The 26,148-nt window shown below is 74.1% G+C and carries 25 protein-coding genes; 13 read left to right on the forward strand and 12 right to left on the reverse strand.

The annotated features are described in order from the left end of the window. The first annotated feature begins 8 nt into the window (after positions 1 to 8). Positions 9 to 1,568, forward strand: a complete 1,560-nt coding sequence (locus tag ACFEMC_RS04165) for an AtzH-like domain-containing protein (RefSeq protein WP_380173897.1) — start codon at positions 9 to 11, stop codon at positions 1,566 to 1,568. A 3-nt stretch (positions 1,569 to 1,571) separates the two neighbouring features. Here ACFEMC_RS04165 and ACFEMC_RS04170 read toward each other — a convergent pair whose 3' ends face one another. Continuing rightward, positions 1,572 to 2,804, reverse strand: a complete 1,233-nt coding sequence (locus ACFEMC_RS04170) for an AI-2E family transporter (RefSeq protein ID WP_380173899.1) — start codon at positions 2,802 to 2,804, stop codon at positions 1,572 to 1,574. A 125-nt stretch (positions 2,805 to 2,929) separates the two neighbouring features. On the opposite strand from ACFEMC_RS04170, the gene ACFEMC_RS04175 reads away from it, so the two are divergent. Together ACFEMC_RS04175 and ACFEMC_RS04180 are read left to right on the forward strand one after the other, a co-directional pair. Further along, positions 2,930 to 3,526 carry a TetR/AcrR family transcriptional regulator gene (locus ACFEMC_RS04175; RefSeq protein ID WP_380173901.1) on the forward strand — a complete coding sequence of 199 codons (597 nt, stop codon included), beginning with the start codon at positions 2,930 to 2,932 and terminating at the stop codon, positions 3,524 to 3,526. Next, positions 3,523 to 4,311, forward strand: coding sequence for an NAD(P)H-dependent oxidoreductase (locus ACFEMC_RS04180; protein WP_380173903.1), 789 nt, complete (start codon positions 3,523 to 3,525; stop codon positions 4,309 to 4,311). The genes ACFEMC_RS04175 and ACFEMC_RS04180 overlap by 4 nt, the downstream gene beginning before the upstream one ends. A gap of 16 nt (positions 4,312 to 4,327) precedes the next feature. On the opposite strand, the gene ACFEMC_RS04185 is transcribed toward ACFEMC_RS04180, so the two are convergent. Together ACFEMC_RS04185 and ACFEMC_RS04190 are read right to left on the reverse strand one after the other, a co-directional pair. Next, positions 4,328 to 4,969, reverse strand: a complete 642-nt coding sequence (locus ACFEMC_RS04185) for an MBL fold metallo-hydrolase (protein WP_380176584.1) — start codon at positions 4,967 to 4,969, stop codon at positions 4,328 to 4,330. Continuing rightward, positions 4,966 to 6,075 carry an S-(hydroxymethyl)mycothiol dehydrogenase gene (locus ACFEMC_RS04190; protein ID WP_380173905.1) on the reverse strand — a complete coding sequence of 370 codons (1,110 nt, stop codon included), beginning with the start codon at positions 6,073 to 6,075 and terminating at the stop codon, positions 4,966 to 4,968. The genes ACFEMC_RS04185 and ACFEMC_RS04190 overlap by 4 nt, the downstream gene beginning before the upstream one ends. Before the next feature lie 94 nt (positions 6,076 to 6,169). Here ACFEMC_RS04190 and cysS point away from each other — a divergent pair, with 94 nt between their 5' ends. The 6 genes from cysS (at position 6,170) to ACFEMC_RS04220 (ending at position 11,669) form a co-directional block, all read left to right on the forward strand. Next, the gene (cysS, locus tag ACFEMC_RS04195) at positions 6,170 to 7,588 is read left to right on the forward strand and encodes a cysteine--tRNA ligase (RefSeq protein WP_380176586.1); all 1,419 of its coding nucleotides are present in this window, start codon (positions 6,170 to 6,172) and stop codon (positions 7,586 to 7,588) included. Continuing rightward, complete coding sequence (rlmB, locus tag ACFEMC_RS04200; protein WP_380173907.1) at positions 7,588 to 8,553, forward strand: 23S rRNA (guanosine(2251)-2'-O)-methyltransferase RlmB; 966 nt, start codon at positions 7,588 to 7,590, stop codon at positions 8,551 to 8,553. The genes cysS and rlmB overlap by 1 nt, the downstream gene beginning before the upstream one ends. Next, a complete protein-coding gene (locus ACFEMC_RS04205) occupies positions 8,550 to 8,936 on the forward strand; it encodes a hypothetical protein (RefSeq protein WP_380173909.1) in 387 nt (128 codons plus the stop codon). The genes rlmB and ACFEMC_RS04205 overlap by 4 nt, the downstream gene beginning before the upstream one ends. 42 nt (positions 8,937 to 8,978) lie before the next feature. Next, positions 8,979 to 10,088, forward strand: coding sequence for an SIS domain-containing protein (locus ACFEMC_RS04210; protein ID WP_380173911.1), 1,110 nt, complete (start codon positions 8,979 to 8,981; stop codon positions 10,086 to 10,088). Next, positions 10,076 to 11,107 carry an N-acetylglucosamine kinase gene (locus ACFEMC_RS04215; RefSeq protein ID WP_380173913.1) on the forward strand — a complete coding sequence of 344 codons (1,032 nt, stop codon included), beginning with the start codon at positions 10,076 to 10,078 and terminating at the stop codon, positions 11,105 to 11,107. The genes ACFEMC_RS04210 and ACFEMC_RS04215 overlap by 13 nt, the downstream gene beginning before the upstream one ends. A 61-nt stretch (positions 11,108 to 11,168) precedes the next feature. Next, positions 11,169 to 11,669: a MarR family winged helix-turn-helix transcriptional regulator gene (locus tag ACFEMC_RS04220; protein WP_367641110.1), complete on the forward strand. Its 501-nt coding sequence runs from the start codon at positions 11,169 to 11,171 to the stop codon at positions 11,667 to 11,669. Between the two features lie 58 nt (positions 11,670 to 11,727). On the opposite strand, the gene ACFEMC_RS04225 is transcribed toward ACFEMC_RS04220, so the two are convergent. Together ACFEMC_RS04225 and ACFEMC_RS04230 are read right to left on the reverse strand one after the other, a co-directional pair. After that, positions 11,728 to 12,042 carry a DoxX family protein gene (locus tag ACFEMC_RS04225; RefSeq protein WP_380176588.1) on the reverse strand — a complete coding sequence of 105 codons (315 nt, stop codon included), beginning with the start codon at positions 12,040 to 12,042 and terminating at the stop codon, positions 11,728 to 11,730. Positions 12,043 to 12,073: 31 nt separating this feature from the next. After that, positions 12,074 to 12,913: an SDR family NAD(P)-dependent oxidoreductase gene (locus tag ACFEMC_RS04230; protein ID WP_380173916.1), complete on the reverse strand. Its 840-nt coding sequence runs from the start codon at positions 12,911 to 12,913 to the stop codon at positions 12,074 to 12,076. A gap of 197 nt (positions 12,914 to 13,110) precedes the next feature. On the opposite strand from ACFEMC_RS04230, the gene ACFEMC_RS04235 reads away from it, so the two are divergent. Continuing rightward, entirely contained in the window at positions 13,111 to 13,803 is a 693-nt protein-coding gene (locus ACFEMC_RS04235) for a TetR/AcrR family transcriptional regulator (RefSeq protein ID WP_380173918.1), read from the forward strand. A gap of 368 nt (positions 13,804 to 14,171) precedes the next feature. Next, positions 14,172 to 14,831 (forward strand): SDR family oxidoreductase, encoded by a 660-nt coding sequence (locus tag ACFEMC_RS04240; RefSeq protein ID WP_380173920.1) that lies wholly within the window; start codon positions 14,172 to 14,174, stop codon positions 14,829 to 14,831. Between the two features lie 44 nt (positions 14,832 to 14,875). Here the strand turns inward: ACFEMC_RS04240 and ACFEMC_RS04245 are convergent, their stop codons facing one another. Beyond that, positions 14,876 to 15,454: a TetR/AcrR family transcriptional regulator gene (locus ACFEMC_RS04245; RefSeq protein ID WP_380173922.1), complete on the reverse strand. Its 579-nt coding sequence runs from the start codon at positions 15,452 to 15,454 to the stop codon at positions 14,876 to 14,878. A gap of 74 nt (positions 15,455 to 15,528) precedes the next feature. On the opposite strand from ACFEMC_RS04245, the gene ACFEMC_RS04250 reads away from it, so the two are divergent. Both ACFEMC_RS04250 and ACFEMC_RS04255 read left to right on the forward strand, forming a co-directional pair. Next, positions 15,529 to 16,911: an APC family permease gene (locus tag ACFEMC_RS04250; protein WP_380173924.1), complete on the forward strand. Its 1,383-nt coding sequence runs from the start codon at positions 15,529 to 15,531 to the stop codon at positions 16,909 to 16,911. Continuing rightward, positions 16,908 to 17,885 carry an alpha/beta hydrolase fold domain-containing protein gene (locus ACFEMC_RS04255; protein ID WP_380173926.1) on the forward strand — a complete coding sequence of 326 codons (978 nt, stop codon included), beginning with the start codon at positions 16,908 to 16,910 and terminating at the stop codon, positions 17,883 to 17,885. Before ACFEMC_RS04250 ends, ACFEMC_RS04255 begins: the two co-directional genes overlap by 4 nt. A gap of 122 nt (positions 17,886 to 18,007) precedes the next feature. On the opposite strand, the gene ACFEMC_RS04260 is transcribed toward ACFEMC_RS04255, so the two are convergent. The 6 genes from ACFEMC_RS04260 to ACFEMC_RS04285 all read right to left on the reverse strand — a co-directional run bounded on the left by ACFEMC_RS04260 (position 18,008) and on the right by ACFEMC_RS04285 (position 26,091). Further along, positions 18,008 to 18,742, reverse strand: coding sequence for a response regulator (locus tag ACFEMC_RS04260; RefSeq protein ID WP_380173928.1), 735 nt, complete (start codon positions 18,740 to 18,742; stop codon positions 18,008 to 18,010). Continuing rightward, positions 18,739 to 19,965, reverse strand: a complete 1,227-nt coding sequence (locus tag ACFEMC_RS04265; protein WP_380173930.1) for a sensor histidine kinase — start codon at positions 19,963 to 19,965, stop codon at positions 18,739 to 18,741. The genes ACFEMC_RS04260 and ACFEMC_RS04265 overlap by 4 nt, the downstream gene beginning before the upstream one ends. A gap of 62 nt (positions 19,966 to 20,027) precedes the next feature. Next, entirely contained in the window at positions 20,028 to 22,256 is a 2,229-nt protein-coding gene (locus ACFEMC_RS04270; RefSeq protein WP_380173932.1) for an MMPL family transporter, read from the reverse strand. Between the two features lie 459 nt (positions 22,257 to 22,715). Beyond that, on the reverse strand, positions 22,716 to 23,576 hold the full coding sequence (locus ACFEMC_RS04275; RefSeq protein WP_380173934.1) for an NAD-dependent epimerase/dehydratase family protein: 861 nt from the start codon (positions 23,574 to 23,576) through the stop codon (positions 22,716 to 22,718). A 66-nt stretch (positions 23,577 to 23,642) separates the two neighbouring features. Further along, positions 23,643 to 24,911, reverse strand: a complete 1,269-nt coding sequence (locus ACFEMC_RS04280; RefSeq protein WP_380173936.1) for a DUF4032 domain-containing protein — start codon at positions 24,909 to 24,911, stop codon at positions 23,643 to 23,645. Positions 24,912 to 25,014: 103 nt separating this feature from the next. Next, positions 25,015 to 26,091, reverse strand: a complete 1,077-nt coding sequence (locus tag ACFEMC_RS04285; RefSeq protein WP_380173938.1) for an ABC transporter ATP-binding protein — start codon at positions 26,089 to 26,091, stop codon at positions 25,015 to 25,017. Positions 26,092 to 26,148 lie beyond the last annotated feature (57 nt).

The following is a 26,148-nucleotide window of genomic DNA, read 5'->3' on the forward strand; positions in this document are numbered from 1 at the left end:
AGGCACCCGTGACCGACGCCCACCACGACGAGGCCGGGCTGCTCGCCGCGGTCACCCGCTACGAGCGCGCCCTGATGGCCGACGACGTCGCCGTGCTCGACGAGCTCTTCGCCCCCGGCCCGGCCACCCTGCGCGCCGAGGGGACGGGGGTGCTCGTCGGGGCCGAGCACATCGCGGCCTTCCGGGCCGCGCGCGGCGGGGCCCCCGCCCGGTGGCTGCGGCGCGTGCACGTGCGCTGGACGGGCCCGGACGACGCGCACGTCGTCGCCGAGTCCGAGCGCGAGCACGGCGCCGGGGTGCAGACGCAGTGGTGGCACCGGGACGAGGCCGGAAGCTGGCGGGTGCACGCGGCGCACGTCTCCGGGGGGCCCGTCACCGCGTCCCTCGACCCCGCCGCCGCGGACGACCCCGCCACCTGGCGGCTGCGGGGGGCGCCCCTGGTCGCCGGCGCTCAGGCCGGTCCGCTGCTGGGCCTCCGCGTCGCCGTGAAGGACCTCGTGGCCGTCGCGGGGCAGCGCGTCGGGGGAGGCGTCCCCGCCTGGCTGGAGCAGGCCCCGCTCGAGCCGGCGCACGCGCCCGCGCTGCAGCGGCTGCTCGACGCGGGCGCGCAGGTGGCCGGCACCGCGCAGACGGACGAGCTCGCGTTCTCCCTCATGGGCGTCAACGAGCACAGCGGCACCCCTGTGAACGCGCGGGCCCCCGGCCGCGTCCCCGGCGGGTCCTCCTCGGGCTCGGCCGCGGCCGTCGCCGCGGGGACGGCCGACCTCGGGCTGGGCACCGACACCGCCGGTTCGCTGCGCGTCCCCGGCTCCTACTGCGGCCTGTACGCCTGGCGGCCCACCCACGGCGTCGTCCCGGTCGAGGGCGTGCTGCCGCTGGCGCAGGACTTCGACACGGTCGGGCTGCTGGCCCGCGACGGGGCGACGTTGCGGCGGGGCGCGGCCGTGCTGCTCGGCGCGGACACCGGTTCCGCCCGGCCGGAGGCCTTGCTGCGCAGCCAGTTCCTCACCGGTCTGGCGGACCGCTCGACGGCGCTCGCCGTGGACGCGGCGCTGGCGGCCCTGTCCGTCGCGACGGGTCTGCCCGTCCGCGACGTCGAGGTGCCGGCGGGCGCCCCCGCGGCCTGGACGGCGGCCTTCCGCACGGTCCAGGCCGCGCAGGCCTGGGCGAACCACGGTGCGTTCATCGAGGCCAACCCCGACGCGCTGTCGCCCTCGGTCGCCACCCGCTTCCGGGCGGGCGCGGCTGTCGGGGCCGACGAGCTGGCGGCGGCCCGCGACGTGGTCGCCCGCACCCGGGAGTGGCTCGACGGGTTGCTGACCCGGGGCTGGCTCTGCCTGCCGAGCACCAGCACCCCGGCCCCGCCGCGCGACGCCGGGCCCGAGGGGTTCGAGGCGGCGCGCGCCGGGACGCTGCAGCTCACGACGCTGGCCTCGCAGTGCGGCGTCCCCGCGCTGGGCCTGCCGTGGGGGCGCGTCGGTGAGCTGCCCGTGGGGTTGTGCGTGCTGGCGCCGCGCGGGGCCGACGCCGACCTGCTCGGACTGCTGGAGGCGCTGGGGCCGGCCTGACGGTCAGTCGCGGTCCGCGGGGGTTTCCTGCGGTCCGGTGGCGGGCTGCGGCTGCTCGTCCTCGGGGTGGCGCACCCGGCGCTTGCGCTTGTTCGACTCCTTCGCCTGCGGGTTCTCCGGTTCGTCCGGCACCAGCTCGTGGTGCACGTACCGCAGCACGACGGTGACGATCGCCGCCACCGGGACGGCGAGGAAGGCGCCGGTGATGCCGAAGAGGGTGCCGCCGATGGTCACCGACCCGATGACGACCGCAGGGTGCAGTGCGAGGGACTTGCCGACGAGCAGCGGCTGCAGGACGTTGCCCTCGAGCTGCTGCACGAGAAGGACGATCCCCAGCACGATGAGCGCCTGGACCCAGCCGAGGGTCACGAGGGCGACGAGGACCGCGAGGACCCCCGTGACGACGGCCCCGACGATGGGGATGAAGGCCGCGAAGAAGATGGTCACGGCCAGCGGCAGGGCGAACGGGACCCCGACGATCGCCATACCGACGCCGATGAAGACGGCGTCGACGAGGGCGACGGCGGCCTGGCTGAGGATGTAGCCGCGCAGCGCGGCCCAGACCCGCGACCCGAGGGCGGTGGCGTGCCGGTGCGCCTCCGCGCTCAGCCAGCGCCGCGACCACGGCAGCAGCCGGTCGCCGTCGGACAGGCAGAAGAACGTCAGCACGAGGACCAGCAGGAACGTCACGACGCCGGAGCCGATGCGGGCGCCGACCGTCCCGACGCCGCCCACGACGCTGAGGGCGATCGCCTGTGCGTTGGTCTGCAGCTCGGCGATCCCCTGGTTGACGAGGTTGCCGATCTGGTCGTCGCCGAGGTTCAGGGGCGGACCGGTCACCCACTGCTGCACCTTGTCCAGCCCGGCGATCGCGGAGTCGGCGACCTCCCCGGACTGGTCGGCCACGTTGGGGATCAGGGCGGCGAAGATGCCGACGACGACGGCGATGAGCAGGACGATCGAGACGAGGGCGGCAAGCGCCCGCGGCAGCACGGCGCGCAGCACCCCGGCCAGCGGCCACAGGATCGCGCTGAGCAGGACCGCGAGCAGCAGCGGCAGCAGCAGGGACCAGCCCTTGCCCAGCAGCCAGATGAGGCCGGCGATCCCGACGCCCAGCACGAGCAGGCGCAGGGCCCAGCGCGAGGCCTGCGTCACGCCGCGCGCGACGACCTCGGTGGCCGGCTCCCGGGGGGTGCTGTGGAGGGGGGCGGGCGGGGCGTCCGGCTGATCACTCACCCCCGGATGCTCTCAGGTGGGACCGGTACCGGCACTCGGCACCGCACAGCCACCACCTTGCCAGGGCAGAGGCGCTGTGCTTACCATCAGTAAGTTACTGGTGGTAAGCGAAGGAGGGGGTACCCGTGGAGACCGGGGCACGTCGCAGGCTGAGTCGGGAGGAGCGGCACGCCCAGCTCCTCGACACCGCTCGCGCCCTCATCCGCGAGGCCGGGACGGACGACTTCACCCTCGGCCGGCTGGCCGACGCCGCCGGCGTCACCAAACCCCTCGTCTACGACCACTTCGGCGACCGGGCTGGGGTGCTGGCCGAGCTGTACCGCGCCTTCGAGGAACGGCAGCACGCCACCCTCTCGGCGGCCCTGGCCCGCTCCGCGCCGCGGCTCGACGCGGTCGCCGCTCTCGTGGCCGGCGCCTACGTCGACTGCTGCCTCGCCGAGGGGCGGGAGCTGTCCGACGTGGTGGCGGCCCTCGCCGGCTCCAGCGCGCTGACGGCGGTGCGCCGCGAGGCCGAGGAGGCCTACCTGTCGGCCTGCCGCTCCGCGCTCGCCCCGTTCGGCCGCCTCGACGCCGCCGCCGTCCGCGCCGTCGTCGGGGCCGGGGACGCCCTCGTGCGCGCCGTGCTCGACGGGACGACGGGGGAGGACGTCGCACGCCGCACCCTCGCCCGCGTCCTCGTCGCCGTCACCGACCCCCGCACCGCACCGGAGGAGACCCCGTGACCACCGAGCCGATCCCCGGCACCGCCCTGTGGGTCAGCGCCCACCCGCGACCCGCGTCCCTCAACGGCCGCCTCGCCGCGGCCGGGGTCGAGACGCTGTCGGCGCGCTGGGACGTCCTGACGTCGGACCTGTACGCCCAGGACTTCGACCCCGTCCTGCGCGGCAGCGACGTCGGCGACCTCGCCGGCACGCCGGGCAACCTCGCCGAGCAGCTCGGTCACGCCCACGCCCGCGGGCAGCTGCCCGCCGACGTGCGGGCGGAGCAGGACAAGGTCGCGGCCGCCGAGCTGCTCGTCCTGCAGTTCCCGCTGTGGTGGTACGGGCCGCCGGCGGTCCTCAAGGGCTGGTTGGACCGCGTGCTCACGGCCGGGTTCGCGTTCGGGGACGTGGACCCGGTGTCGGGCGTGCCGCTGCGCTACGGCGACGGGGGCCTGTCGGGTCGGCGGGCCCTGGTCCTCGTCACAGCGGGGGAGGACGCGCGGTCGATCGGGCCGCGCGGGATCAGCGGTGACCTCGAGAGCCTGCTGTTCCCCCTCACCCACGGCACGCTCTGGTACGTGGGCGTCGAGGTGCTCGGCCTGCACGTCGTCCACGACGCGGACGGCCTGGACGCCGGCGGCGTGCAGCGCGAGGTCGACCGCCTGCGCCGGCGGCTGGACGGGATCACGGACGAACCGGCCCGGCCGTTCCGACGGCTGCGCGACGGGGAGTACCCCGACCGCGCGCTGCGGCCCGACCTCGCCCCCGGGCGCACGGACCTCGCGATCCACCGCGCGGCCGGCTGACCCGGGGGAGGGGCGCTCAGTGCCCCCGGTCGATCCACTCCTGCAGGTGCGGGGCCTCGTCGCCGATCGTCGTGTCGTCGCCGTGGCCGGTGTGCACGCGCGTCTCCGGCGGCAGCTCCAGCAGCACCGTCCGGATCGACTCCACGATCGTGGCGAAGTCCGAGAACGACCGCCCCGTCGCGCCCGGGCCCCCGGCGAACAGGGTGTCGCCGGTGAAGACGGTCGCGAGGTCCGGCGCGTAGAGGCTCACCGCGCCGGGCGTGTGCCCGGGGGTGTGCAGGACGTGCAGGTCGGTCCCGGCGATGGAGACCACCTGGCCGTGACCCAGGTCGGTCGTCGCCACCCCGGGGTGCGTCAGCTCCCACACGGGCCGGTCGGCCGGGTGCAGCAGGACCGGCACCTGGTGCTCACCGGTGGAGAACCGCTGCGCCAGCGCCGGGGCCTGCCGCACGTGGTCGTCGTGGGCGTGGGTGCAGACGACGGCCAGCAACCGTCGCTCGCCGATCGCCGCGGCGATGGCGTCCACGTCGTGCGGGGCGTCCAGGACGACGACCTGCTCGTCGTCGCCGAGCAGCCAGACGTTGTTGTCGACGTCGAACGTCTGCCCGTCCAGGGAGAAGGTCCCGGACGTGACGAGGTGCTCGACCCGGGCGCTCAGAAGACCACCACCGAACGCAGCACGTCGCCGCTCTTCATGGTGGCGAACGCCTCCTCGACGTCGTCCAGCCCGATGCGCTCGGACACGAACGCGTCCAGCGGCAACCGGCCCGCGGCGTGCAGCTCCAGCAGCTGCGGGAAGTCGCGCTCGGGCAGGCAGTCGCCGTACCAGGACGACTTCAGCGCCCCGCCGCGGCCGAAGACGTCGAGCAGCGGCACCTCCAACGTCATCTCCGGCGTGGGCACGCCCACCAGGACGAGGGTGCCCGCGAGGTCGCGGCCGTAGAACGCCTGCCGCCACGTCTCGGGACGGCCCACGGCGTCGATGACGACGTCGGCGCCGAAGGAGTCGGTCAGCTCGGCGATGGCCGCGACGACCCCGGCCTCGTCCAGGCCCCGGGAGTTCACGGTGTGGGTGGCGCCGAGCTGCTTCGCCCACGCCAGCTTCTTGTCGTCGATGTCGATCGCGATGACGCGCCGGGCCCCGGCCAGGACGGCGCCGGCCACGGCCGCGCACCCGACGCCACCGCAGCCGATGACGGCGACGGTGTCGCCGCGCTGGACCGGGGCGGTGTTGACGGCGGCACCGATGCCGGCCATGACGCCGCAGCCCAGGAGGCCCGCGACGGCCGGGTCCCAGCTGTCGCCGAGGACGGAGGTGTCGATCTTCGTGGCCTGCCCGGCGGCGACGAGCGTCTTGGGGGTGAAGGCGCCGATGCCCAGGGCGGGGGACAGCGGGGTGCCGTCGGTCAGCGTCATCTGCTGCGTCGCGTTGTGGGTGGCGAAGCAGTACTGCGGCCGGCCCCGCTTGCACGCCCGGCACTGCCCGCAGACGGCGCGCCAGTTCAGGACGACCGGGTCGCCGACGGCGAGGTTCGTGACGCCGTCGCCGACGGCCGAGACGGTGCCCGCGGCCTCGTGGCCCAGGAGGAAGGGGTAGTCGTCGTTGATGCCCCCCTCGCGGTAGTGCAGGTCGGTGTGGCAGACGCCGCACGCGGCGACGTCCACGACGACCTCCCCGGCGACGGGTTCGGGGACCACGACGTCGACGGTCTCGACGGGGGCGCCCTTGGTGCGGGAGATGACTGCGGGAACGGTCCAGGCCATGGTCGCGACCCTAGCGACGCCCCCGGACACGGGCGAGGTCCGCGTCCCGGTCTCCCTGCCGGGGAAGGCCCCTGCCGCCGGTAGCCTGGAGCTCGTGACCCTCCACCTGCACGACAGCGCCGCCGGCGCGGTGCGCGAGTTCGCGCCGCTCGTCCCCGGGCAGGTCGGCATGTACGTGTGCGGTCCCACGCCGCAGGGGTCGCCCCACCTGGGTCACGTCCGCAGCCAGGTCGTCTTCGACGTCCTGCGCCGCTGGCTGGAGCGCTCCGGCCTGCGCGTGACGGCCGTGCGCAACGTCACCGACATCGACGACAAGATCTTGACCAAGGCCGCCGAGGCCGGCGGCGAGTGGTGGGCCCACGCCTACCGCTTCGAGCGCGAGTTCGCCGCCGCCTACGACGCCCTGGGCGTGCTCCCGGCGACGGTCGAACCCCGCGCCACCGGCCACGTCCCCGAGATGGTCGAGCTCATGGACCGGCTCATCACCCGAGGGCACGCGTACGCGGCGCAGGACGGCTCCGGCGACGTGTACTTCGACGTCCGGTCCTGGCCCGCCTACGGCGAGCTGACCCACCAGCGCCTCGACGACATGGAACCGGCCACCGACGCCGACCCGCGCGGCAAGCGCGACCCGCGCGACTTCGCCCTCTGGAAGGGCACGAAGCCCGGTGAACCGGCGACGGCGTCCTGGGACACCCCGTGGGGACGGGGCCGGCCCGGCTGGCACCTGGAGTGCTCGGCGATGATCGGGCGCTACCTCGGCCCGCGCTTCGACATCCACGGCGGCGGCCTGGACCTGCGGTTCCCGCACCACGAGAACGAGCAGGCGCAGTCGCGCGCGGCGGGCGACGGGTTCGCCAACTTCTGGCTGCACAACTACTTCGTGACGATGTCCGGCGAGAAGATGAGCAAGTCGCTCGGCAACGTCCTGGGGATCCCGCACCTGCTGCGCAGCCACCGCGCCGTCGTCCTGCGCTACTACCTCGTCTCCGGTCACTACCGGACGCACCTGGAGTGGTCGGAGGGCTCCCTCACCGAGTCCGAGGCCGCGTACTCGCGGCTGGAGGGTTTCGTCCGCCGGGCCGCCGAACGGCTGGGGTCGGCGGGGGAGACCGGGCAGGTGCCGGACGCGTTCGCCGCGGCGATGGACGACGACCTCGCCACCCCGGCGGCGCTCGCCGTCCTGCACGACACCGTGCGGGCCGGCAACTCGGCCCTGGCGGCCGGGGACGACGCGGCGCTGCGGACGGCGCTGGAGCACGTGCGGTCCGGGCTCGACGTGCTGGGCCTGGACCCCTTCGCCCACCCGTGGGTGGAGCAGTCCGGCGGGTCCGACGGGGCGCGGGCGGCACTCGACGTCCTCGTGCGCGTCCAGCTGGACCAGAGGGCGGCCGCCCGCGCCGCCCGGGACTTCGCGACCGCCGACGCGGTCCGCGACTCCCTCAAGGATGCGGGCATCGTGATCGAGGACACGCCCACCGGAGCTCGGTGGGTCCTGGAAGGTGAGCAGTAGTGGCAGGGAACAGCCAGCGCCGCGGCGCGGTCAGCAAGGGCAAGAAGGGCCCCACCGGAGGCAGCGGCGGCAAGAACCGCCGGTCCCTGGAGGGCAAGGGCCCGACGCCGAAGGCCAGCGACCGCCCGTACCACCCCGCGGCCAAGGCGGCCAAGAAGGCGGCCCACCGCGCGGCCACCACGAACGCCCGTCCCGGGGGTCGTCCCCCCGTGCGCCGCAAGGCGACCGGTGAGACGGAGTGGATCGCCGGCCGGAACTCCATCGTCGAGGCGCTGCGCGCGGAACTGCCCATCACGGGCATCTACGTCGCCTCCCGCATCGAGACCGACGACCGCGTCAAGGAGATCCTCGCCGCGGCCGGCAACCGGGGCATCCCGCTGCTGGAGGCCTCGCGCCAGGACCTCGACCGGTTCACCGAGAACGCCGTCCACCAGGGCGTCGCGGCCACCGTGCCGCCGTACGCCTACAAGCACCCGATGGACCTGCTCGACGCGGCCGCCGACTCCGGGCGCCCGGCCCTCGTCGTCGCCCTCGACGGCGTGACGGACCCGCGCAACCTCGGCGCGGTGGTGCGCTCCGTCGCGGCCTTCGGCGGCAACGGCGTCGTCGTGCCCGAGCGGCGCGCGGCGGGCATGACCGCCTCGGCCTGGAAGACGTCGGCCGGCGCCGCCGCCCGCGTCCCCGTGGCCCGTGCGACGAACCTCGTCCGCGCCATCGAGGAGTACCAGAAGGCGGGGTTGTTCGTCGTCGGCCTCGACGCCGAGGGGGACGTCGACCTGCCCGAGCTGCGCCTGGCCGACGGCCCGCTCGTCGTCGTCGTGGGCGCCGAGGGGGCGGGCCTGTCCCGCCTGGTCCGGGAGAAGTGCGACCAGGTCGTCAGCATCCCGATGGCCGGGGCCGTGGAGTCCCTCAACGCCGGCGTCGCCGCGGGGATCGCCCTCTACGAGGTCTCGCGCCACCGGTGAGCTTGGACGTCTTCCTCACGCGGTGGTCCGGCGGCGCCGAGGTCCCCCTGGACCCGGCGGCCGTCCGGGCCGTCGTGGAACCGCTCGCCGCCGAACGCGACCCGGAGCACCTCTTCGTCCGCGTCGAGACCCGCGACGGGTCCGTCGACGTGTACGGCTACGGCGACCCGTGCGACTCGCTCATGCTCGACCTGGACGGCGAGGACGACGTGCGCCGGTTCGCCCTCGACCTCGCGCGGGCCGCGGGTGCCGTCCTGGCCCTCGCGGACGCACCCGTCGCGGTGCCGGACGAGGCGCTGCTCGCGGACCTGCCGGACGGGCTGCGCGACGGGGCCGTCGTGGTCCGCAGCGTCGACGACCTCACCGAGTTCCTCCGGTCCTGACCCGCACCCTCCCGCCCCCGCCCGCAGTTCCGAGGAGCCGACGTGACCCCCCGCTTCCCCGACGGTGAGCTCGACGGGCTGCGCGCCCGCGGCGCCGGCCACACGGCGACGGAGATCGCCCAGCAACCCGGCCTGTGGCCGGAGGTGGCCGGCCTCGTCGGCGCAGACGACGCCACGGCGGCCTGGCTGGCGCCCCTGCTGGCCCGGGACGACCTGCGCGTCGTCCTCACGGGGGCCGGCACGTCCGCGTTCGTCGGACAGGTGCTCGCTCCCGCGCTGACCCGTCTCCTCGGCCGGGCCGTCGAGGCCGTCGCGACGACGGACCTGCTCGCCGACCCCGCCGGGACGTTGACCGGACGCCCGACGCTGCTCGTCTCCTTCGCCCGGTCCGGCGACAGCCCCGAGAGCGTGGCCGCCACCGGTGTCGCGGACGCCGCGCTGGAGGAGGTCCACCACCTCGCCGTGACCTGCAACGCGGACGGCGGGCTGGCCGCGGCGCTCGCCGGCCGTGCGGACGCCCGGGTCGTCGTGCTGCCGCCCGCGACGAACGACCGCGGGTTCGCGATGACCTCGAGCTTCACCTCGATGCTGCTCGCCGCGCGGCTGCTGCTGGCCCCGGGCGCACCGGTCCCGGTCACCGAGCTGGCCGCCGCCGCGGAGACGGCCCTGCGGTCGGCGGGGGAGCTGGTCGACGTCGCCGCCCGCGGCCACGACCGCGTCGTGCTGCTGGGCAGCGGCCCCCTGGCCGGTCTGGCGCGGGAGGCCTCGCTCAAACTGCTCGAACTGACCGCGGGCGCCGTCGTCGGCCTGCACGACACCGCGCTCGGGTTCCGGCACGGCCCCAAGTCGTTCCTGCGCGCGGGGACGCTGGCGGTCGTCTTCCGGTCCGGGGACGGGTACACCCGGCGGTACGACGACGACATCGTCGCCGAGCTGCGCGCGGCGCTCGGCGAACGCGACGTGCTCGTCGTCGACCCGGCGCTGCCGGACGGTGTCCCGGACGACCTGCGCGCCCTGCCCGCGGCCGTCACCGCCCAGCTGCTGGCGCTGCGGTTCGCCCTCGCCGGGCCCGGGACGCCCGACGACCCGTTCCCCGGCGGGGAGGTGAACCGGGTCGTGCAGGGGGTCACCGTCCACCCGTGGCAGCCGTGAGCGCCGCCCGCGCCGGCGTGTTCCTGGGCGTCGACGGCGGCGGCACCAAGACGGCGCTGTGCGTCCTGACGGGGGAGGGGGAGGTCCTCGCCGAACTGGTGGCGCCGAGCTGCTACCACCTCGAGGGCGACGGGACGACGGACGTCACCCGCGACGTCCTGTCCGCGGCCGTCACCACGGTGTGCGAGCTGGCGGGCACCGACCCGGCCGAGCTGACCCACGCGTTCTTCGGCCTGCCCGCCTACGGCGAGGTGGCCGCGGACGTCCCCGTCCTCGACGCCCTGCCCGCCGACCTGCTCGGGCACGACCGGTACGCCGTCGACAACGACGTCGTCGCCGGCTGGGCCGGGTCCCTCGGCGGGAGCGACGGCATCGGCGTCGTCAGCGGGACGGGGTCCATCGCCTACGGCCGCAATGGGACACGGGCCGCCCGGGTGGGCGGCTGGGGCGAGGGCTTCGGGGACGAGGGGTCCGGGCACTGGCTCGGCCTGCGCGCCCTGCAGGAGTTCTCCCGGATGAGCGACGGCCGCCGGGCCCCGGGCCCGCTGCTGGACGTCCTGCGCGAGCACCTCGCCCTGAGCACCGACCTGGAACTCGTCGACGTGGTCCTGAACCGCTGGCGCCGCTCCCGGCGGGAGGTCGCTGCGTTGTCCCGCCCGCTCGTCGAGGCGGCCCGGCGCGGGGACACCGTCGCCTCCGGTGTGCTCGAGGAGGCCGCCGCCGAACTCGTCGACCTCGTCGTCGCGGTGCGGGTCCGCGCGGGTTTCGCCGACGACGCGGTCGTCCCGGTGTCGCGGTCCGGCGGGGTCCTCGCCGTCCCGGAGGTGGCCGGGGGTTTCGCCCGGCGGTTGTCGGCGCTGGGCGGGTACGACGTGCGCTCGCCCCGGTTCGAACCGTCCCGGGGCGCGGCTCTGCTGGCCGCGCGGTTCGCCGGGCGGCCGCTGACCGAGGACTCCCTGGCCCGGGTGGAGGCCACGGTCGCCGTGGTGGTCGACGCGACGGGGGGCGTGGCACACTGAGCGGCGCGGCGACGGGGCGCCGAAGGTATTTCAATCTGCAACTATCTGCTACGATCGCGGGATGACCGAGCAGAACCCCCGCTGGCTGACCTCCGACGAACGACGGGTCTGGCTGCGGCTCAGCGCGCTCATGGAACTGCTCCCGGCCGCGCTCGACGCCCAGCTGCAGCGGGACGCCGACCTCACGAAGACGGCCTACCTGACCTTGGCGATGCTGTCCGAGGAACCCACCCGCAGTCTGCGCATGAGCGAACTGGGCGCCCGCTCCAACGCCAGCCCTTCGCGCATCTCCCACGTCGTGTCGCGGCTGGAGAAGGACGGCTGGGTGCGCCGGGAGAAGAGCCCCTGCGACGGCCGCGGCCAGGTCGCCATCCTCACCGACGCCGGCTGGGACAAGGTCGTCGCCTCCGCGCCCGGGCACGTCGAACGCGTCCGCCAGCTCGTCCTGGACCCCCTCGACGCCGACGACCTCGGCCGCCTCGACGCCGTCATGGTGAAGCTGCTCGACGTCCTGGACCCGGACGCCAAGTTCGCCGCCACCGCCCTGGCCCGCCAGGTCTGACGGGTCGCGCGTCGTCGGTACCCCGTGTGCTCGGCGACCTGCGCGCGCGGGAACCCGTTCAGGCGATCGCGACGACGACCGCGGCGAACAGCACCACGGCGTCCGCGCCCACGCCGCGGTTGCGCTGGGCGCCGCCGGCGCGGACGCGCGCAGCCACGGCGCCCAGCATCAGCACGACCACCCCGGCGGCAGCGGCCCGGCCGAGCGGGGTCGCCCAGATCCCGGCGACCAGCCCGACGACGAGCAGCACCTCGAAGGCGCCGATCGCCCTCCAGGCGGGTGGTGCCACTGCGAGGCTGTCGCGGATCGCCCGGGAGGACTTCGCGCCGGCGAGCTTCCCGCTGCCGGTCGCGAGCAGCAGCAGCGCCAGCACGATGCTCAAGGCCGTGCGGACCCCTTCCACGTCAGCCGACCGCGCCGTGCCCGTTGGCCTTGCGGGACAACCAGGACCACTGGTCCCACTGCTCCAGCCGCTGCTGGTAGACGTGGGGGGCCAGCTGGGTCGGCACGGTGCCGAAGAACACCCGCAGCGGCGGCTCCTCGGCGTCGGCCAGGTCCAGGATCGCCTGGCCCGCCGCGCTCGGCTCGCCGATCGACGTGGGGTCCATGGACTGCGCCCGGGCCGCCATCGCTTCCCGCAGGGCGGCGTACTGGGGCTGGGGTTCGGCGTGCACGGCGCTGCTGCCGCTCCAGTCGGTCGCGTACCCACCGGGTTCGACGAGGGTGACCTTGATGCCGAAGCCCGCCACCTCCTGGGCCAGGGACTCCGACAGACCCTCCAGGGCCCACTTGGACACGTGGTAGCCCCCGAGGTTGGGGAAGGCCGCGATCCCGCCGATGGTCGAGATCTGGACGAGGTGCCCCGACCCCTGCTCCCGCAGGAGGGGCAGCGCGGCCTGCGTCACGTGCAGGACGCCGAAGAGGTTGACCTCGAGCTGCTGGCGCAGCTGGTCCTCGGAGATCTCCTCGACGGAGCCGAACAAGCCGTACCCCGCGTTGTTGACCACCACGTCCAGGCGGCCGAAGTGCTCGTGCGCCTGCCGCACCGCGGCGAAGGCCGCTTCCCGGTCGGTGACGTCGAGCGGTAGCGGCAGCACGGAGTCGCCGTGGGCGGTGACCAGCGCGTCCAGAGCGCGCGCGCGGCGCGCCGTCGCCGCGACCCGATCGCCCCGCTGCAGAGCGGCCTTCGCGAACTCCAGGCCGAAGCCGCGGCCGGCGCCGGTGATGAACCAGACCTTGGGCATGTTCCTCCTCGCCACGTTCGCCGGACCACCCGGCAGTTGTCGGCACTCTAAGCCTGGTTTGGCACTTGATGCCACTCATGACAACAAGTGCGGGTGGTGGCGGTGGTGTCCGTCCGGCGGTGGGTCGCGCCGGGGGTGGCGGCACAGTGGGACGAGAAGGGCATGCCGTGCCGCCGACGACCCGGTACCGTTTCAGCGTGGACGACTCGACCAGCTTGCGTGAGCGCACCCGTCGAGCCGTGGCGGGGGAGATCTCCGCTGCGGCGTTCGACCTGTTCGTGGAGCAGGGGTTCGAAGCCACCACGGTGGACCAGATCGCTGCCGCCGCTGGACTGTCCCGGCGCAGCTTCTTCCGCTACTTCGCGACGAAGGAGGACGTGCTCCTGCAGAGCCTGGACGCGACCGGCCGGCAGGTGGCCTCGGCCCTGTCGGAGCGGCCGTCCCACGAGGAGCCGTGGACCGCCCTCCGCCACTGCTTCGACGCGCTCGTGCAGACCGTGGACTCCGATCCCGACAGGTCGTTCGTTCTCCTGCGGATGTTGTTGAGCAGCCCTGCCCTGCGGGGGGCGCACCTCGCCAAGCAGGCCGCGTGGCAGGAGTTGCTCATCGCCGCACTGCTGGAACGCAGCGGTGGTGGCGCCGCCCGTGCGGGGGCGACCGCGAGGCTGCGTGCCCACTCCCTGGCGAGCGCGGCTCTGGCGTGTCTGGAGGCGGCGCAGGTCGCCTGGGTCGAGGACCGCTCCGGAAGCGGGGGAAGCGGCGGGCGCCGGTCGGCTCGTCGGTTGTCGTCGCTCCTCGACGAGGCGATGGGCAGCGTCCGGGGGCTGCAGGACGCGCCGGGCGGTGGTGGGGTTCCCGTGCGTGCCCGGAGTGCGCCGGCGGGAGCCTGAGCACGTCCGGAGCGGTCACTGGCGGATCTGACACCGTGTGCCCTCCTGGGGGTAGGTGCTGTCTCCGCCCCCCCTCCGAACGGAAGGACCAGAGCATGACGTCGAGGACCGTCCTCATCACCGGTGCCTCGGACGGCATCAGCGCCGCTGTAGCTCACCAGTTGCGGCCCACGGGCACCGCGTCCTGATCGTCGGGCCGTCCCCCGCCAAGACCGCCGAAGTGGCCCGTTCCTCCGGGGCGACCCCGTTCACCGCCGACTTCACCCGCCTGGACGACGTCCGTTCCCTGGCCGTCGCCGTCCACGAAGAGCCCGGTGGCTCGGGCCTGGACGTGCTCGCCGGCAACGCCGGCGGCATCTTCGGCGACCGTGCGGCGACGGCGGACGGGCACGAGAAGACGCCTGCAGGCCAACCACCTCGCTCCATCCCTGCTGACCCACCTGCTGCTCGACGACCTCCGCGCCGACGGGGGTGGGAGCGTGGTCAACACCTCCAGCGTGGGCAACCGCGTGTTCGGCCACATCGACCTCGACGACCTCAAGAACGCGGCCCTCATGGCGGAGATCGAGCCGGTGCCCGTGACCGAACTGCCCTTCGAGCGGTGGCAGCGGATCATCGACGTGAACCTCACGGAAGCCCTGCGCTGCACCCGTGCCGTCCTGCCGGCCCCGCTCCAGCAGGGGTACGGGAAGATCGTCAACCAGGTCTCCGGTGGGGCGTTCCTGCCCTCCGGGGTCCACGGCGTCACCAAGATCGGCCTGGTGTCCCTGACGGCCCACCTGTCCCACGAGCTGGCGGCCGACGGCATCCGTGTCAACGCCATCGCTCCGGGGTTCACGAACACCCCGACGGGGTCCGCCGCCGCGGGGGAGGCGGCTCGCGACGCCCACGCCGCCTCGGGCGTCGCCTTCCCGCTCGGGGACCCGACGGACCTCACGGGAACCCAGGTATTACTCGCCTCCGCGGCCAGCGACTGGATCACCGGGCAGACGATCGACGTCGACGGCGGGTGGATCCACCGCATCTGACGGGGGCGGCACCGCAGCGCCTGTGCGCTGGCGGTCGCCGCGTCTCACCGGGGCCGGGGCACCACGGCGAGGACGTGAGCGCAGGCGACCTCGATCGTGAGGTCGGGATCTCCCATGAGCAGTGAGATGCCCATCCCGTTCATCAGGGCGATGACCCGTTGCGTCACCGCCACGGTGTCGTCGGTGAATTCGCGCACGACCTGTTCCACCGCGGAGAACCACTGGGCGTCGTACGTCTGCTGAGCGGTGCGCAGGTCCGGTTCGTGCGGAACCCGGGGCCACAGTTCGGCCCACAACAACCACCGCGGGTCCCCCGGGGCCCGCGGGAAGTTCAGCACACACAGGGCGTGGAGACGTTGCGCAGCAGGCGTTCCGGACGCGAGGATGGCGTCCCGCTCGGCGGCCAGTTCGTCTTCGCTCCACTGCAGCAGCGCCAGTAGGAGCCCGTTCTTGCTGCCGAAGTAGTACGACAGGTGACCGGCGCTGGTGCCCAGCCGCCGCCCCAACTCGGACAGGCTCAGGTCCGCCAGGCCCCGTTCGACCAGGAGTGACCACGCCTCCTCCAGCACCTGTTCGCGGGGGTGTTCCAGTCGTCGCTGACGTCGAACCCCCGGAGCAGTCACCCCTTGACCTTAGGAGGCCGGCGGCGCCACAGTGGCGCGACCCGTTCTTGAAAGCCCTTCAAAAGGAGTCGTCCATGGCGCTGCCCCCTGCCGGCACACCCCTGGGGGTGCCGACGTCGACGCCGGCACGGAGGTTGGCGCCTGTCCTCGGCGTTACCGCGGTGGTTCTGCTGACGGTCTCCTGCATCACCCCGGCCTCGACCCTGTTCATCATCGTGCCCGAGCTGCTGGCCACGCAGGGCTCCGGCGTGGTCCTGGCGCTGGTCCTGGGCGTCGTCATCTCGGTCGCCGTCGGGGCGTGCTACGCAGAGCTCGGTACCCGCTCGCCGAGTTCTGGCGGGGAGTACGTCATGGTCACCAGCACCCTCGGCCGGACGCTGGGGTGGCTGACCTTCGCCCTGACCGCGGCCCTGCTCGTGGTGATCCCGCCGATCATCGCCCTCGGCACGGCCGACTACCTGACCTCGATCGTCGACCTGGACCGCTCGACCACCGGAGCCGTCGTCCTGCTGCTCGCGGCCGCCACGGCGATCCTCGACATCCGCGCCAACGCCGTCGTCACCAGCGCCTTCCTCGCCCTCGAAGTCGTGACGGCCGGGGTGGTGGCGGGCCTGGGGTTCTCCCACGCCCAACGGCCGGCCGGGACGCTGCTGCACCCGCAGGCGCTCGTCGACGGTTCTCTCTCGCCCTTCAGCCTCGCGGTGCTCGTCGCCGGACTCACGACGTCCATGCTCATCGTCAACGGCTTCGGCACCGCCTCCTACCTCGCCGAGGAGATGGTCCACCCCCGCCGCGACGTCGCTCGCGCGGTGTTCTGGTCCATCGCCGTGGGGTCCGTGGTCATCCTCGTGCCGACGGCCGCAGTCGTCCTCGGCGCCGGCGACCTCACCGACCTCCGGCGGCTCACGATTCCCGACTTCGTCACGTCGTGGGCCGGTCCTGGGGTCTCCGCCGGGGTCAGCGCCGGGATCGCCGTCGCCATCCTCAACGCGGTCATCGTCATGGTGCTGCAGAACGGCCGCGTGCTGTACGCCTCCGGCCGCGACCGGGCCTGGCCCAGCGCCGTCAACCGCGCCCTGTCCTGGTTGCACCCGCGTTTCGGCAGCCCCGTCGTGGCGACCCTCGTCGTCGCCGTGCCCGGCGCCGTCCTGGCCTACGTCGCCGACATCGAATCCCTCGTGAGCGTCACCTCCGTCATCGTCGCCGTGGTGTACCTGCTCCTGGCCTTCGCCGCCCTCAGGGTCCGCCGACGACCGCACCGCGGGTGGAAGATGCCGCTGTGGCCCCTGGCCCCCGTGCTCGTCGTCCTGGCCCTCACGTACGCGATCGCGCAGTCGGCCTCCCGGGACCTGCTCATCACCGGAGGGATCCTGCTCGCGGCCCTCGTCTACGAGGTCGCCTACCTGCGGCCCCGGCGAGCCACCCGCTTCCTCGTCGACGCCCGGGACGACCGGTGACGCGCACCCGCCAGCCCCGACAGACGCTGCGACTCGCGCCCCTCTTCGCCGACCTCTGCGCCGTCGAAGCCCCGGACCGCGACGCCGACGGCCGGGTGCCGGAGCCCCTGGCCCTGCGGGCGAGGATGGACGCGGCGATGACAGCGGACTTCGCCGCCTCGGCTCCAGCCCCCGACGTGGCCCGCCGTGACGCGGTCGTGTTCGCGGACGACGGCGCCCCCGTGCCCGTGCGCTGGTACACCGACACGAGGACTTCCCGCACCTGCGGCCCCGGTCCGGCGGTGGTCTACTTCCACGGCGGTGGGCTCATCGGCGGTTCCGTCGAGGTCTTCGATCACTACGTGGCCCAGTACGTCCAGTGGTCCGGAGTTCCGTTCCTGTCGGTGGACTACCGCCTGGCCCCGGAGGCAAGCGGGGAGACTCCCGCCCGCGACGGGCTCGCCGCGCTGCGCTGGCTGCACGAGGACGCCGTCGACCTCGGCGTGGACCCCCGGCGCATCGCCGTGATGGGCGACTCGGCCGGCGGCGGGATCGCAGCTGCGGTGGCGGTGCTGGCCCGTGACGCCGGGGTTCGGCTCAGCCACCAGGTGCTGGTGTTCCCGATGCTGGACGACCGCACCACGACCGCCGATCCCCACCTGCTGGGGTCGACGACGTGGACACACCTGGACAACCTCGCCGGATGGCGTGCCCTGCTGGGCGACCGGGCTGGAGGTCCGGCGGTCAGCGCCGTGGAGGCTCCCGGACGACTGCAGGACGCTCACGGACTCGCGCCGGCCTACCTCGAAGTGGGTTCCCTCGACATCTTCCGCGACGAGTGCGTCGCCTACGCGGGCAAGCTCTGGGCGGCCGGGGTCGAGGCCGAACTGCACGTCCACCCCGGTGCGCCGCACGGGTACGACGGCATGGCCCTCGACTCCGCGTTCACCCGCCGCTGGCGCGCCGACCGGGTCCGTGTCCTGAGGTCGTTGTGACCCGTGGTGGGACGGCGCCCCGACGTCGGCCTGCCGACAGCGGGATCCGCCGCGTCCCCAGCGGCGGGCCGGACCGTGGACCCCGGCTCCCGGGCTGTGCCCTACGTCGCGGTGCCTCCTTCTCAGATCAGCCGAGGTCCGCGGGCCGGCGGTGGCGCAGGTGCAACAGCGCTCGGGGCAGCGGGGTGCGGGGACCCGACGAGGCCGACGCGGTGTGCCACGGCGACCAGTTGGCCGCGGTCCCGGACCGCCAGCTTCGTCATGGCGCGGTTGAGGTGCGTCTTGACGGTGACGGGGGACAGGAACAGGTTCCCCGCGATGGTCGCGTTGTCATCGCCTCGCGCGGCCGCGGCCACCAGTTCCCGTTCCCGGGGGGTCAGCGTCTGCACGAGGCGGAGCAGCTCGGGCGGGACGTCCTCCCGGACCGGGGGCGCCGCCGTGGACAGGTGCGTGATGACCGCTCGGGAGGCCCGCGACGACAACCACGGTTCACCGGCGGCGACGGCTTGCACCGCGGCGATGATCTCGTCCGGTTCCGCCGACTTGCCGAGGAATCCGTCCGCTCCCGCGCTCACGGCGGCGACGACGTCCGTGTCCCCCTCGAAGGTGGTGAGCACGAGGATGCGCACGTCGGCGAGCGAGGGGTCCGCCCGGACGGCTCGGGTGGCGGCGACGCCGTCGCACCCCGGCATCCGCAGGTCCATGAGCAGCACGCGCGGCCGCAGCGCCCGGGCCAGCTCGAGGGCCTGGTCTCCGTCGCGCGCCTCCCCGACCACGTCGAGGTCGGCGGACTCCAGCACGCTGCGCAGCCCGGCCCGGATGACGGCCTGGTCGTCGACCAGCACAACGGTGGTCATGCCTCCTCCTGGGTCTTCGAGGCGTCGTGGGTTCGCGCCGGCAGCACCGCGCGGACGGTGAAGACGCCGGAGGCCTCGATCGTCTCCAGCGTGCCGCGCACGCTGGCCGCGCGCTCGCGCATGCCGACGACGCCGAACCCGGCGGGGGAGGCGCTCGCGCGTTGCGCGCCGACGGGGTTGGTCACCTCGATGCGCAGTTCCCGGGTCGTGCGGGAGGTGGTGACGGTCACCGGGCCGGCGCCGTGCTTGCGGGCGTTGGTGAGCGATTCCTGCACGATGCGGAAGGCGGCCAGACCCACCGCCACGTCGATGCCGCCCTCGGTGCCGGCGCCCTCGGTGCCGACGTCGGTCTCGCCGACGCCGTGGTCGGCCGTCAGGTGGACGTCCATCCCGGTGGCCCGCGCCGCCTCGACCAGGTCCGCCAGCGAGTCCAGGCCGGGGACCGGGCCCGCCGGCACTGGCAGGTCGTCGGGGGAGCGCAGCACCACGAGGACCGCCTGCAGCTCCTCGACCACGGCCCGCGCCGAGGCCCGGACCTGCTGGAGGGCGGCCCGGGCGCGCTCGGGGCTGGTGGTCAGGTGCCGTTCGGCGGCTCCCGCGTGGATGGCCACGGCGGAGACAGTGTGGGCCACGGAGTCGTGCAGGTCCCGCGCGATGCGCAGGCGCTCCTCGTCGACCCGGTGGCGCACCTCGCTGCGCCGCCGCTCCTCCTGCGAGCGGTGCTGCTCCTCCAACGCCGACACGTAGTCGGCGTTGGTGCGCAGGAACAGGCCCGCGGCCACCACGGCCGCGGTCCAGACCGGCATGAGCAGGGCGAGCGGGTCGAGGGGGGCTGCACCGAGGGTCAGGACCGTGCCGACGTACAGCAGGGCCGCGTGGGTGCCCCCGAGCCGCAGCGTGCTCGAGCGGGGCCCGCGCAGGGCGAGCGAGAACAGGCACACCTGCGCCACCACCCACACCGCCACCGCGGCGTCCGGGACGAGCAGCGTCAGACCGCTGGCGACCACCGCCGCGACCGCGGCCACGGTCGGCAACCGCCGGCGGGCCGCGGCGGCGGCCACCACGAGGAGCACCACCGGGAGCGCACCCGCAGCCGCCGCGTCGGCCTCGCGGACCAGCTCGACGACGACGGCGACGAGGGCGGCGCCGTCCAGGGCCAGCTCCAGGCGGTGCAGCCCCAGACCGAAGGACCGCGGGACCGCAGGTCGTCCCGTGTGCTGCATCCACCCTCCCGTCCGCGCCCCGCGGGGACCGTCGACCGGGGTCCCCGCGACGCGCGTCGACATCATCTCGCGTCCACGGACCCGCTCGGGGTGACGGCGTCCTCGTCCCGGCCGCGCGCGGGCTGAGCGGGGGCGAGGGCCGGCCCGGGGCCCGGGGTCAGCGTCGAGCCCTCGACGTCGATGCGGGGGAGCACGCGGTCGAGCCAGCGGGGCGTCCACCAGGCCGCCTCACCCAGCAGGGCCAGGGCCGCGGGCACCAGCACCATCCGCACCACGAAGGCGTCAGCGACCACTCCCACCGCCAGGGCCAGGGCGATCGAGCCCACGAGGGAGGACGGGCTCAAGGCGAAGCCCCCGAACACCGCGGCCATGATGGCGGCCGCGGCGACCACCACCGGAGCCGAGCGGCGGAAGCCCGCCCGGACCGCGTCCAGCGGGGACGCCCCCTGCGCGTGGGCCTCGTGCATCCGCGAGACGAGGAACACCTGGTAGTCCATCGCCAGCCCGAAGAGGATGCCGGTCACGACGACCGGCAGCAGGCTCAGCAGCGGGTTGCCCTGCGGAGCGGCCACCAGCGGGTCCAGCCAGCCCCACTGGAAGACTGCCACGGCCGCCCCCAGTCCGGCCCCCAGTGACAGCAGGAACCCGACCGTCGCGACGACGGGGACGAGCACGGACCGGAAGAGCACCACGAGCAGGACCAGGGACAGGCCGACGATGATCGCGAGGTAGGTCACGAGGGCGGAGCTCAGCTGCTCGTCGGAGTCCAGCCCGACGGCGGTGCCGCCGGTCACGAGCACCTGCGCGCCCTGCACGGCTCCGCTGCGCTGGCGCAGGTCGCGCACCAGCTCCTCGGTCCGCTCGTCCAGGGGGCCGTGGGCCGAGGTGACCGTGAGCATCGCGGTGTCGCCGTCGGCGGAGGTCGCCGCCGGCACGACCGAGGCCACACCCGCGAGGCCGGCCAGGTCCTGCTGCACGGCGGGGAGCACCTGCTGCACGTCGTCGTGGCGCACCAGGACGACGAGCGGGTCCTGCGCGCCGGGACCGAAGGCGTCGGCCACCAGGTCGTAGGCGGCGCGCTGGCTCGAGCGCGGGTCCTCGCCGCCGGGCACGCTCAGCGTCGTCTGCAGGGAGGTCAGCGGCAGCGCCACCGCACCCAGCAGCAGGCAACCGCCCAACAGGCTGACCACCCGGTGCCGCGTCACGACGTCGACCCACCGGGCCAGGACGCCGGGTGCGTCGGCCGGCGGGACGCGGTGCTGGGCCGTCCGGTCCCGTTCCCGGCGGGGCAGGGCGCGGCGTCCGACCACCTGCAGCACCGCCGGCAGGAGCGTGAGCGCCATGACGACGGCGACCGCCACGGCGGCGGCGGCCGCCAGCCCCATCTCGCCCAGGAAGGGGATGCCGACCACGGTCAACCCGACCAGGGCGATGACCACCGTCGCCCCGGCGAAGACCACCGACGACCCGGCCGTGCCGACCGCCCGTCCGACGGCGGTGTCCACCGCGGCGCCGTCGCGCAGCTCGGAGCGGAAGCGGGCGAGCACGAAGAGGCAGTAGTCGATGCCGACGGCGAGTCCGAGCATCACCGCCAGGACCGGAGTCGTCGAGCCGATGGGGTGCAGGGCCGACGAGGCCAGCACCCCCAGCACCCCCACGCCGACGCCCACCAGGGCCCCGAGCATGTTGGCGCCGGCGGCGGCCAGCGACCCGAAGGTGAGCAGCAGCACGAGGAACGCCAGGGCGGCGCCGACGACCTCGGTCGGGCCGAGGATCTCGGGGACCCCCGACTCCAGCGACCCCCCGACCTCGGCGCGCAGACCGTCCGCCCTCAGCTGCGCGGCCACGGCGCCCACCTGCCGGGTGACCGCCTCGGCGTCGGCGGACGCGGCGACGCCGATGGTGACGACCGCGGTCGACCCGTCGGGGGAGGTGACCGGTCGCGCCGCGTCGAACGGGTCCGAGGCGCCCGTGACACCGGCGATCCCGGCCAGGTCGGCGCGGGCCGTGGCGACCTCGGCGACGGTGTCGGCGCCGGTCAGCTGCTGCCCTGCAGGGGCGGCGACCACCAGCTGCAGGGACCGTGGCGTGCCGCCGGCGCCGAACTCCTGCTCCAGCACCCCCATGGCCTTGCTGGAGGGGGTGCCGGGGACGTCGAAGCCCCCGTCGCTGAACCGCATCCCGGTGAGGGTGACGCCGGCGAGGGCCAGGAGGGCGACGATCCAGCCGGACACCACGATCCAGCGGTGGCGGGCGCTGGCGGTGCCCAGACGGGAGAGCAGGTGAGCCACGGGCTTCCTTCCGGATGAGGGGACGTCCACCGTCTCCGACGGGACCAGGCCCCGTCGTCGTCCGGGCGCAGGTTCCCGGCTGCCGCGTGCGCAGGCCGGTGCCTGCTGCGGACGCAGCAGGCACCGGCGCGGACCTGGCCGCGGGTGCAGTACGGGCGACACTGGCCTCGACAGGCGTGCAGCCCGTCCACGACCGTCCGGAGCTCGACCCAGGTGCGCTGCGCACGCCGGGGACCACGACGGCACCGACGCCGCCGACGGCGAGCTCGGGGTGGGCATCGTCCGGAACACGAGGCCGGCCGGGAGTGGGCGGGGTGGAGCGCGTCGGGCCCCGGGACGTGGGCGACCCGGCGCAGCGGCGACCAGTGTCCTGCGGGGCATGACCTCCCGGGAACGACGCAGGGCCCCGGGATCACCCGGGGCCCTGCGTCGAGGTGCGGTGCGTCGAGGTGCGGCGCGTCAGACGTGGTCGCGCCAGGAGTGCTCGGGTTCGTACCCGAGCAGTCGGCGGGCCTTGTCGATCGAGAGGAGCGTCTCGTGCTCGGCGAGTTCCTTGCGGACCTCGACGTCCGGGTACACCTCGGCCATGAGCGAGGCCGAGGACCGCGTCATGACGGTGTCGGCGTTGGCGACGATGCACACCTCCACACCCGGCCCCTTGCGCTGCAGCGCCTTGCGCACGGCCTGGGCGCCGTCGCGGGCGTCGATGTAGCCCCACAGGTTCCACTTGCGCAGCCGCGGGTCGGCGTCGAAGGAGGGGAACCGCGCGTAGTCCTCGACGTGCATGACGTTGGAGAACCGCAGCCCCGTCATCGTCAGCTTCGGCTGCCACCGGCAGAAGTGGTGGGCCATCTCCTCCTCGAGCGACTTCACGAGGGAGTACGTGGACTCCGGGCGCACCCGGTACTCCTCGTCCAGCGGCGCGTACGGCGGGGGAGCGGCGTCGAAGGGCAGGCCGAGGACCGTCTCGCTCGAGGCCCACACGACGTTGCGGATCCCGGCAGCGCGTGCGGCGTCGAACACGTTCCACGTCGCGGCGGAGTTGTTGCGGAAGGTCGTGCCGTTCGGCGCCAGGCCCGGCGCGGGGATCGCCGCGAGGTGCACGACGCCGTCGAACGGGCCGCCGCGTTCCTCGATGCGGCCCGTGATCGCCTCGGTGACCGCGCCGTGGTCGGTGAGGTCGATGCGGACGAACTGCGCGTCGTCGGCGTCCGTCAGTCCCGGCGGCGGCGCCTGGTCCAGGGCGAGGACGGAGAAACCGTGGTCGAGCAGGTCGCGCAGCACGATGCGGCCGAGCTTCCCGGCGGCCCCGGTCAGCACGACACGGGGGTTCTCAGCAGACAACAGCGTCCTCCAACGGAGCGGGGTGGCGGTTCGGTGCCCGGCTCAGTACATGTCCGGGTCGACGATCGGGATCTGCTGGGTGTCGACGCCCAGCACGGCCCGTTCGTCGGGTTTGGTGGGCAGGACGCCCACGACGTAGGAGTTGACGGCCTCCTCGAGGCCCACGTCGCGCGACGCCCGTTCCGACAGGTACCAACGGTGCTCGAGCACCTCGTGGAACAGTTCAGCAGCTTCGACCTTGCCCCGCATCTCGCGGGGGACGGCGCGCTGGACGGGTTCGAAGACGTCGGCGACCCAGTCGTGGGCGACGATCTCCTCGTCCTCGCCCTGCCGGCCGTTCGCCGCCGTGTAGGAGTCGAGGTCGTTCAGCAGGCGCCGGGCCTGGTTCTCCTCGGCGTCGAGGCCGGTCAGGCGCAGCAACCGCCGGGAGTGGTGGCCGGCATCGACGACCTTCGGCTCGATGCGGACCGTCGTCCCGTCGATGTCGGTCGTGATGGACAATTCCCCGACGTCGAACCCGAGGTCGTTGAGGCGGCGGATGCGGGCCTCGACGCGCCAGCGGTCACCGCGCTCGAAGGACTCCGGTTCGGTGAGCTCGGCCCACAGGACCCGGTAGCGGGACACGATGCGGTCGGAGATCGCCAGGACCTCGTCCATGTCGGCGTCGAGGGCCTCGGAGGCCACGACGTCCATGAGCTCGCCGGCGATGTTCGTGCGCGCCAGGTCGACGTCGTACTCGCGCTGGCCGGTCGAGAGCTCGTCGTACAGCTCGCCGGTCTCGGCGTCGACGAGGTAGGCCGCGAAGGCCCCCGCGTCGCGGCGGAACAGGGCGTTCGAGAGGGACACGTCGCCCCAGTAGAAACCCGTGAGGTGCAGCTTGACGAGCAGCACCGCGAGGGCGTCGACGGCCCGCTTGGCCGTGTCGGGGCGCAGCGTCTGGCTGTAGAGCGCGCGATAGGGCAGGGAGTACTGCAGGTGGCGCGTGATGAGCACCGCGTTGAGGGGTTCGCCGTCGCGGCCGACCCGGCCGGTGATGACGGCGACCGGGGCCACCGACGGCACCTCGAGGCGGTTCAGCAGGCGGAGCATCCGGTACTCGCGGTGCGCGATGGGGGCGTTCGTCTCCTTGACCGCCAGGACCCGGCTGCCGAGCTTGACGAACCGCACGATGTGCCGGGAGATCCCTCGCGGCAGGGCGGCGAGGTGCTCCTCGGGCCACTCCTCCAGCGGGAGGTCCCACGGCAGGTCCAGCAGTTCCGGGTACGGGCGGGCAGCGGTGATCTGCAGCGACGCCGCCGTCGAGGTGCTCACGCGTCCATCCTCTCAGTCCCCGTCCTCCGCGTCCCGGTCCCGTCAGCACGCAGGGCCGCCGCCCCCGGGGGGAGCGACGGCCCTGGCGTCAGGCGGTCAGCGCTCAGGCGCCGATGCGCTGGCCGCTGGTCACGTCGAAGAGGTGGACGTGGCCCTGCTTCGGGGTGAAGTGGACCGTCGCCCCCTTCTCCGGAGGACGGCGGCCGTCGACGCGCGCGATGACCTGGTGGGACTCGCCACCGGGCTGCGCGAGCGAGCCGTAGATGTAGGCGTCGGCGCCGAGTTCCTCGACGACCTCGACCTGGACCGGCAGACCGGAGGTGGACAGCTCGAGGTCCTCGGGACGGACGCCCAGGGTGACCTTGTTGCCCGTGCCGGCGAGGAGCGAGCGCTCCACCGGGTGCACCGTGTCGCCGAACTTCAGGCCACCGTCGGTCGACTCCAGCGTCAGCAGGTTCATGGCGGGGGAGCCGATGAAGCCGGCGACGAAGACGTTGTTCGGGTGGTCGTACATGCGGCGCGGGGTGTCGACCTGCTGCAGCAGACCGTCCTTGAGGACCGCGACGCGGTCGCCCATCGTCATGGCCTCGACCTGGTCGTGGGTGACGTAGACGGTCGTGACGGCCAGGCGGCGCTGCAGCGAGGCGATCTGCGTGCGCGTCTGGACGCGGAGCTTGGCGTCGAGGTTCGACAGCGGCTCGTCCATGAGGAAGACCTGCGGCTGGCGGACGATGGCGCGGCCCATGGCGACACGCTGACGCTGACCACCGGAGAGGGCCTTCGGCTTGCGGGTCAGGTACTGCTCGAGGTCGAGGATCTTGGCCGCCTCCTGCACGCGGCGCTTGATCTCGTCCTTCGGGGTGCCGGCGATCTTCAGGGCGAAGCCCATGTTGTCGGCGACCGTCATGTGCGGGTAGAGCGCGTAGTTCTGGAACACCATCGCGATGTCGCGGTCCTTCGGCGGGACCGTCGTGACGTCGCGGTCACCGATGAGGATGCGTCCGCCGTTGACGTCCTCGAGACCGGCGAGCATGCGCAGGGAGGTGGACTTGCCGCAGCCCGAGGGGCCGACGAGGACGAGGAACTCGCCGTCCTCCACGTGCAGGTCCAGGGCGTCCACGGCGGGCTTGTCGCCGCCCGGGTAGATGCGCGTCGCCTTGTCGAACGTGACCGTAGCCATCGTTGATGTCCTTCCACCGGCAGGTACGTGCCGGACGATCCGTTGTGGAATGGGTGT

The sequence above is a fragment of the Kineococcus sp. DHX-1 genome, assembly GCF_042473625.1.
Classification (GTDB): Bacteria; Actinomycetota; Actinomycetes; order Actinomycetales; family Kineococcaceae; genus Kineococcus.

Coding starts and splice junctions, on each gene's coding strand:
- ACFEMC_RS04190 (WP_380173905.1), bottom strand. CDS start 6,075: ATGGCCTGGACCGTTCCCGCAGTCATCTCCCGCACCAAGGGCGCCCCC.
- ACFEMC_RS04220 (WP_367641110.1), top strand. CDS start 11,169: ATGACCGAGCAGAACCCCCGCTGGCTGACCTCCGACGAACGACGGGTC.
- ACFEMC_RS04230 (WP_380173916.1), bottom strand. CDS start 12,913: ATGCCCAAGGTCTGGTTCATCACCGGCGCCGGCCGCGGCTTCGGCCTG.
- ACFEMC_RS04250 (WP_380173924.1), top strand. CDS start 15,529: ATGGCGCTGCCCCCTGCCGGCACACCCCTGGGGGTGCCGACGTCGACG.
- ACFEMC_RS04260 (WP_380173928.1), bottom strand. CDS start 18,742: ATGACCACCGTTGTGCTGGTCGACGACCAGGCCGTCATCCGGGCCGGG.
- ACFEMC_RS04265 (WP_380173930.1), bottom strand. CDS start 19,965: ATGCAGCACACGGGACGACCTGCGGTCCCGCGGTCCTTCGGTCTGGGG.
- ACFEMC_RS04285 (WP_380173938.1), bottom strand. CDS start 26,091: ATGGCTACGGTCACGTTCGACAAGGCGACGCGCATCTACCCGGGCGGC.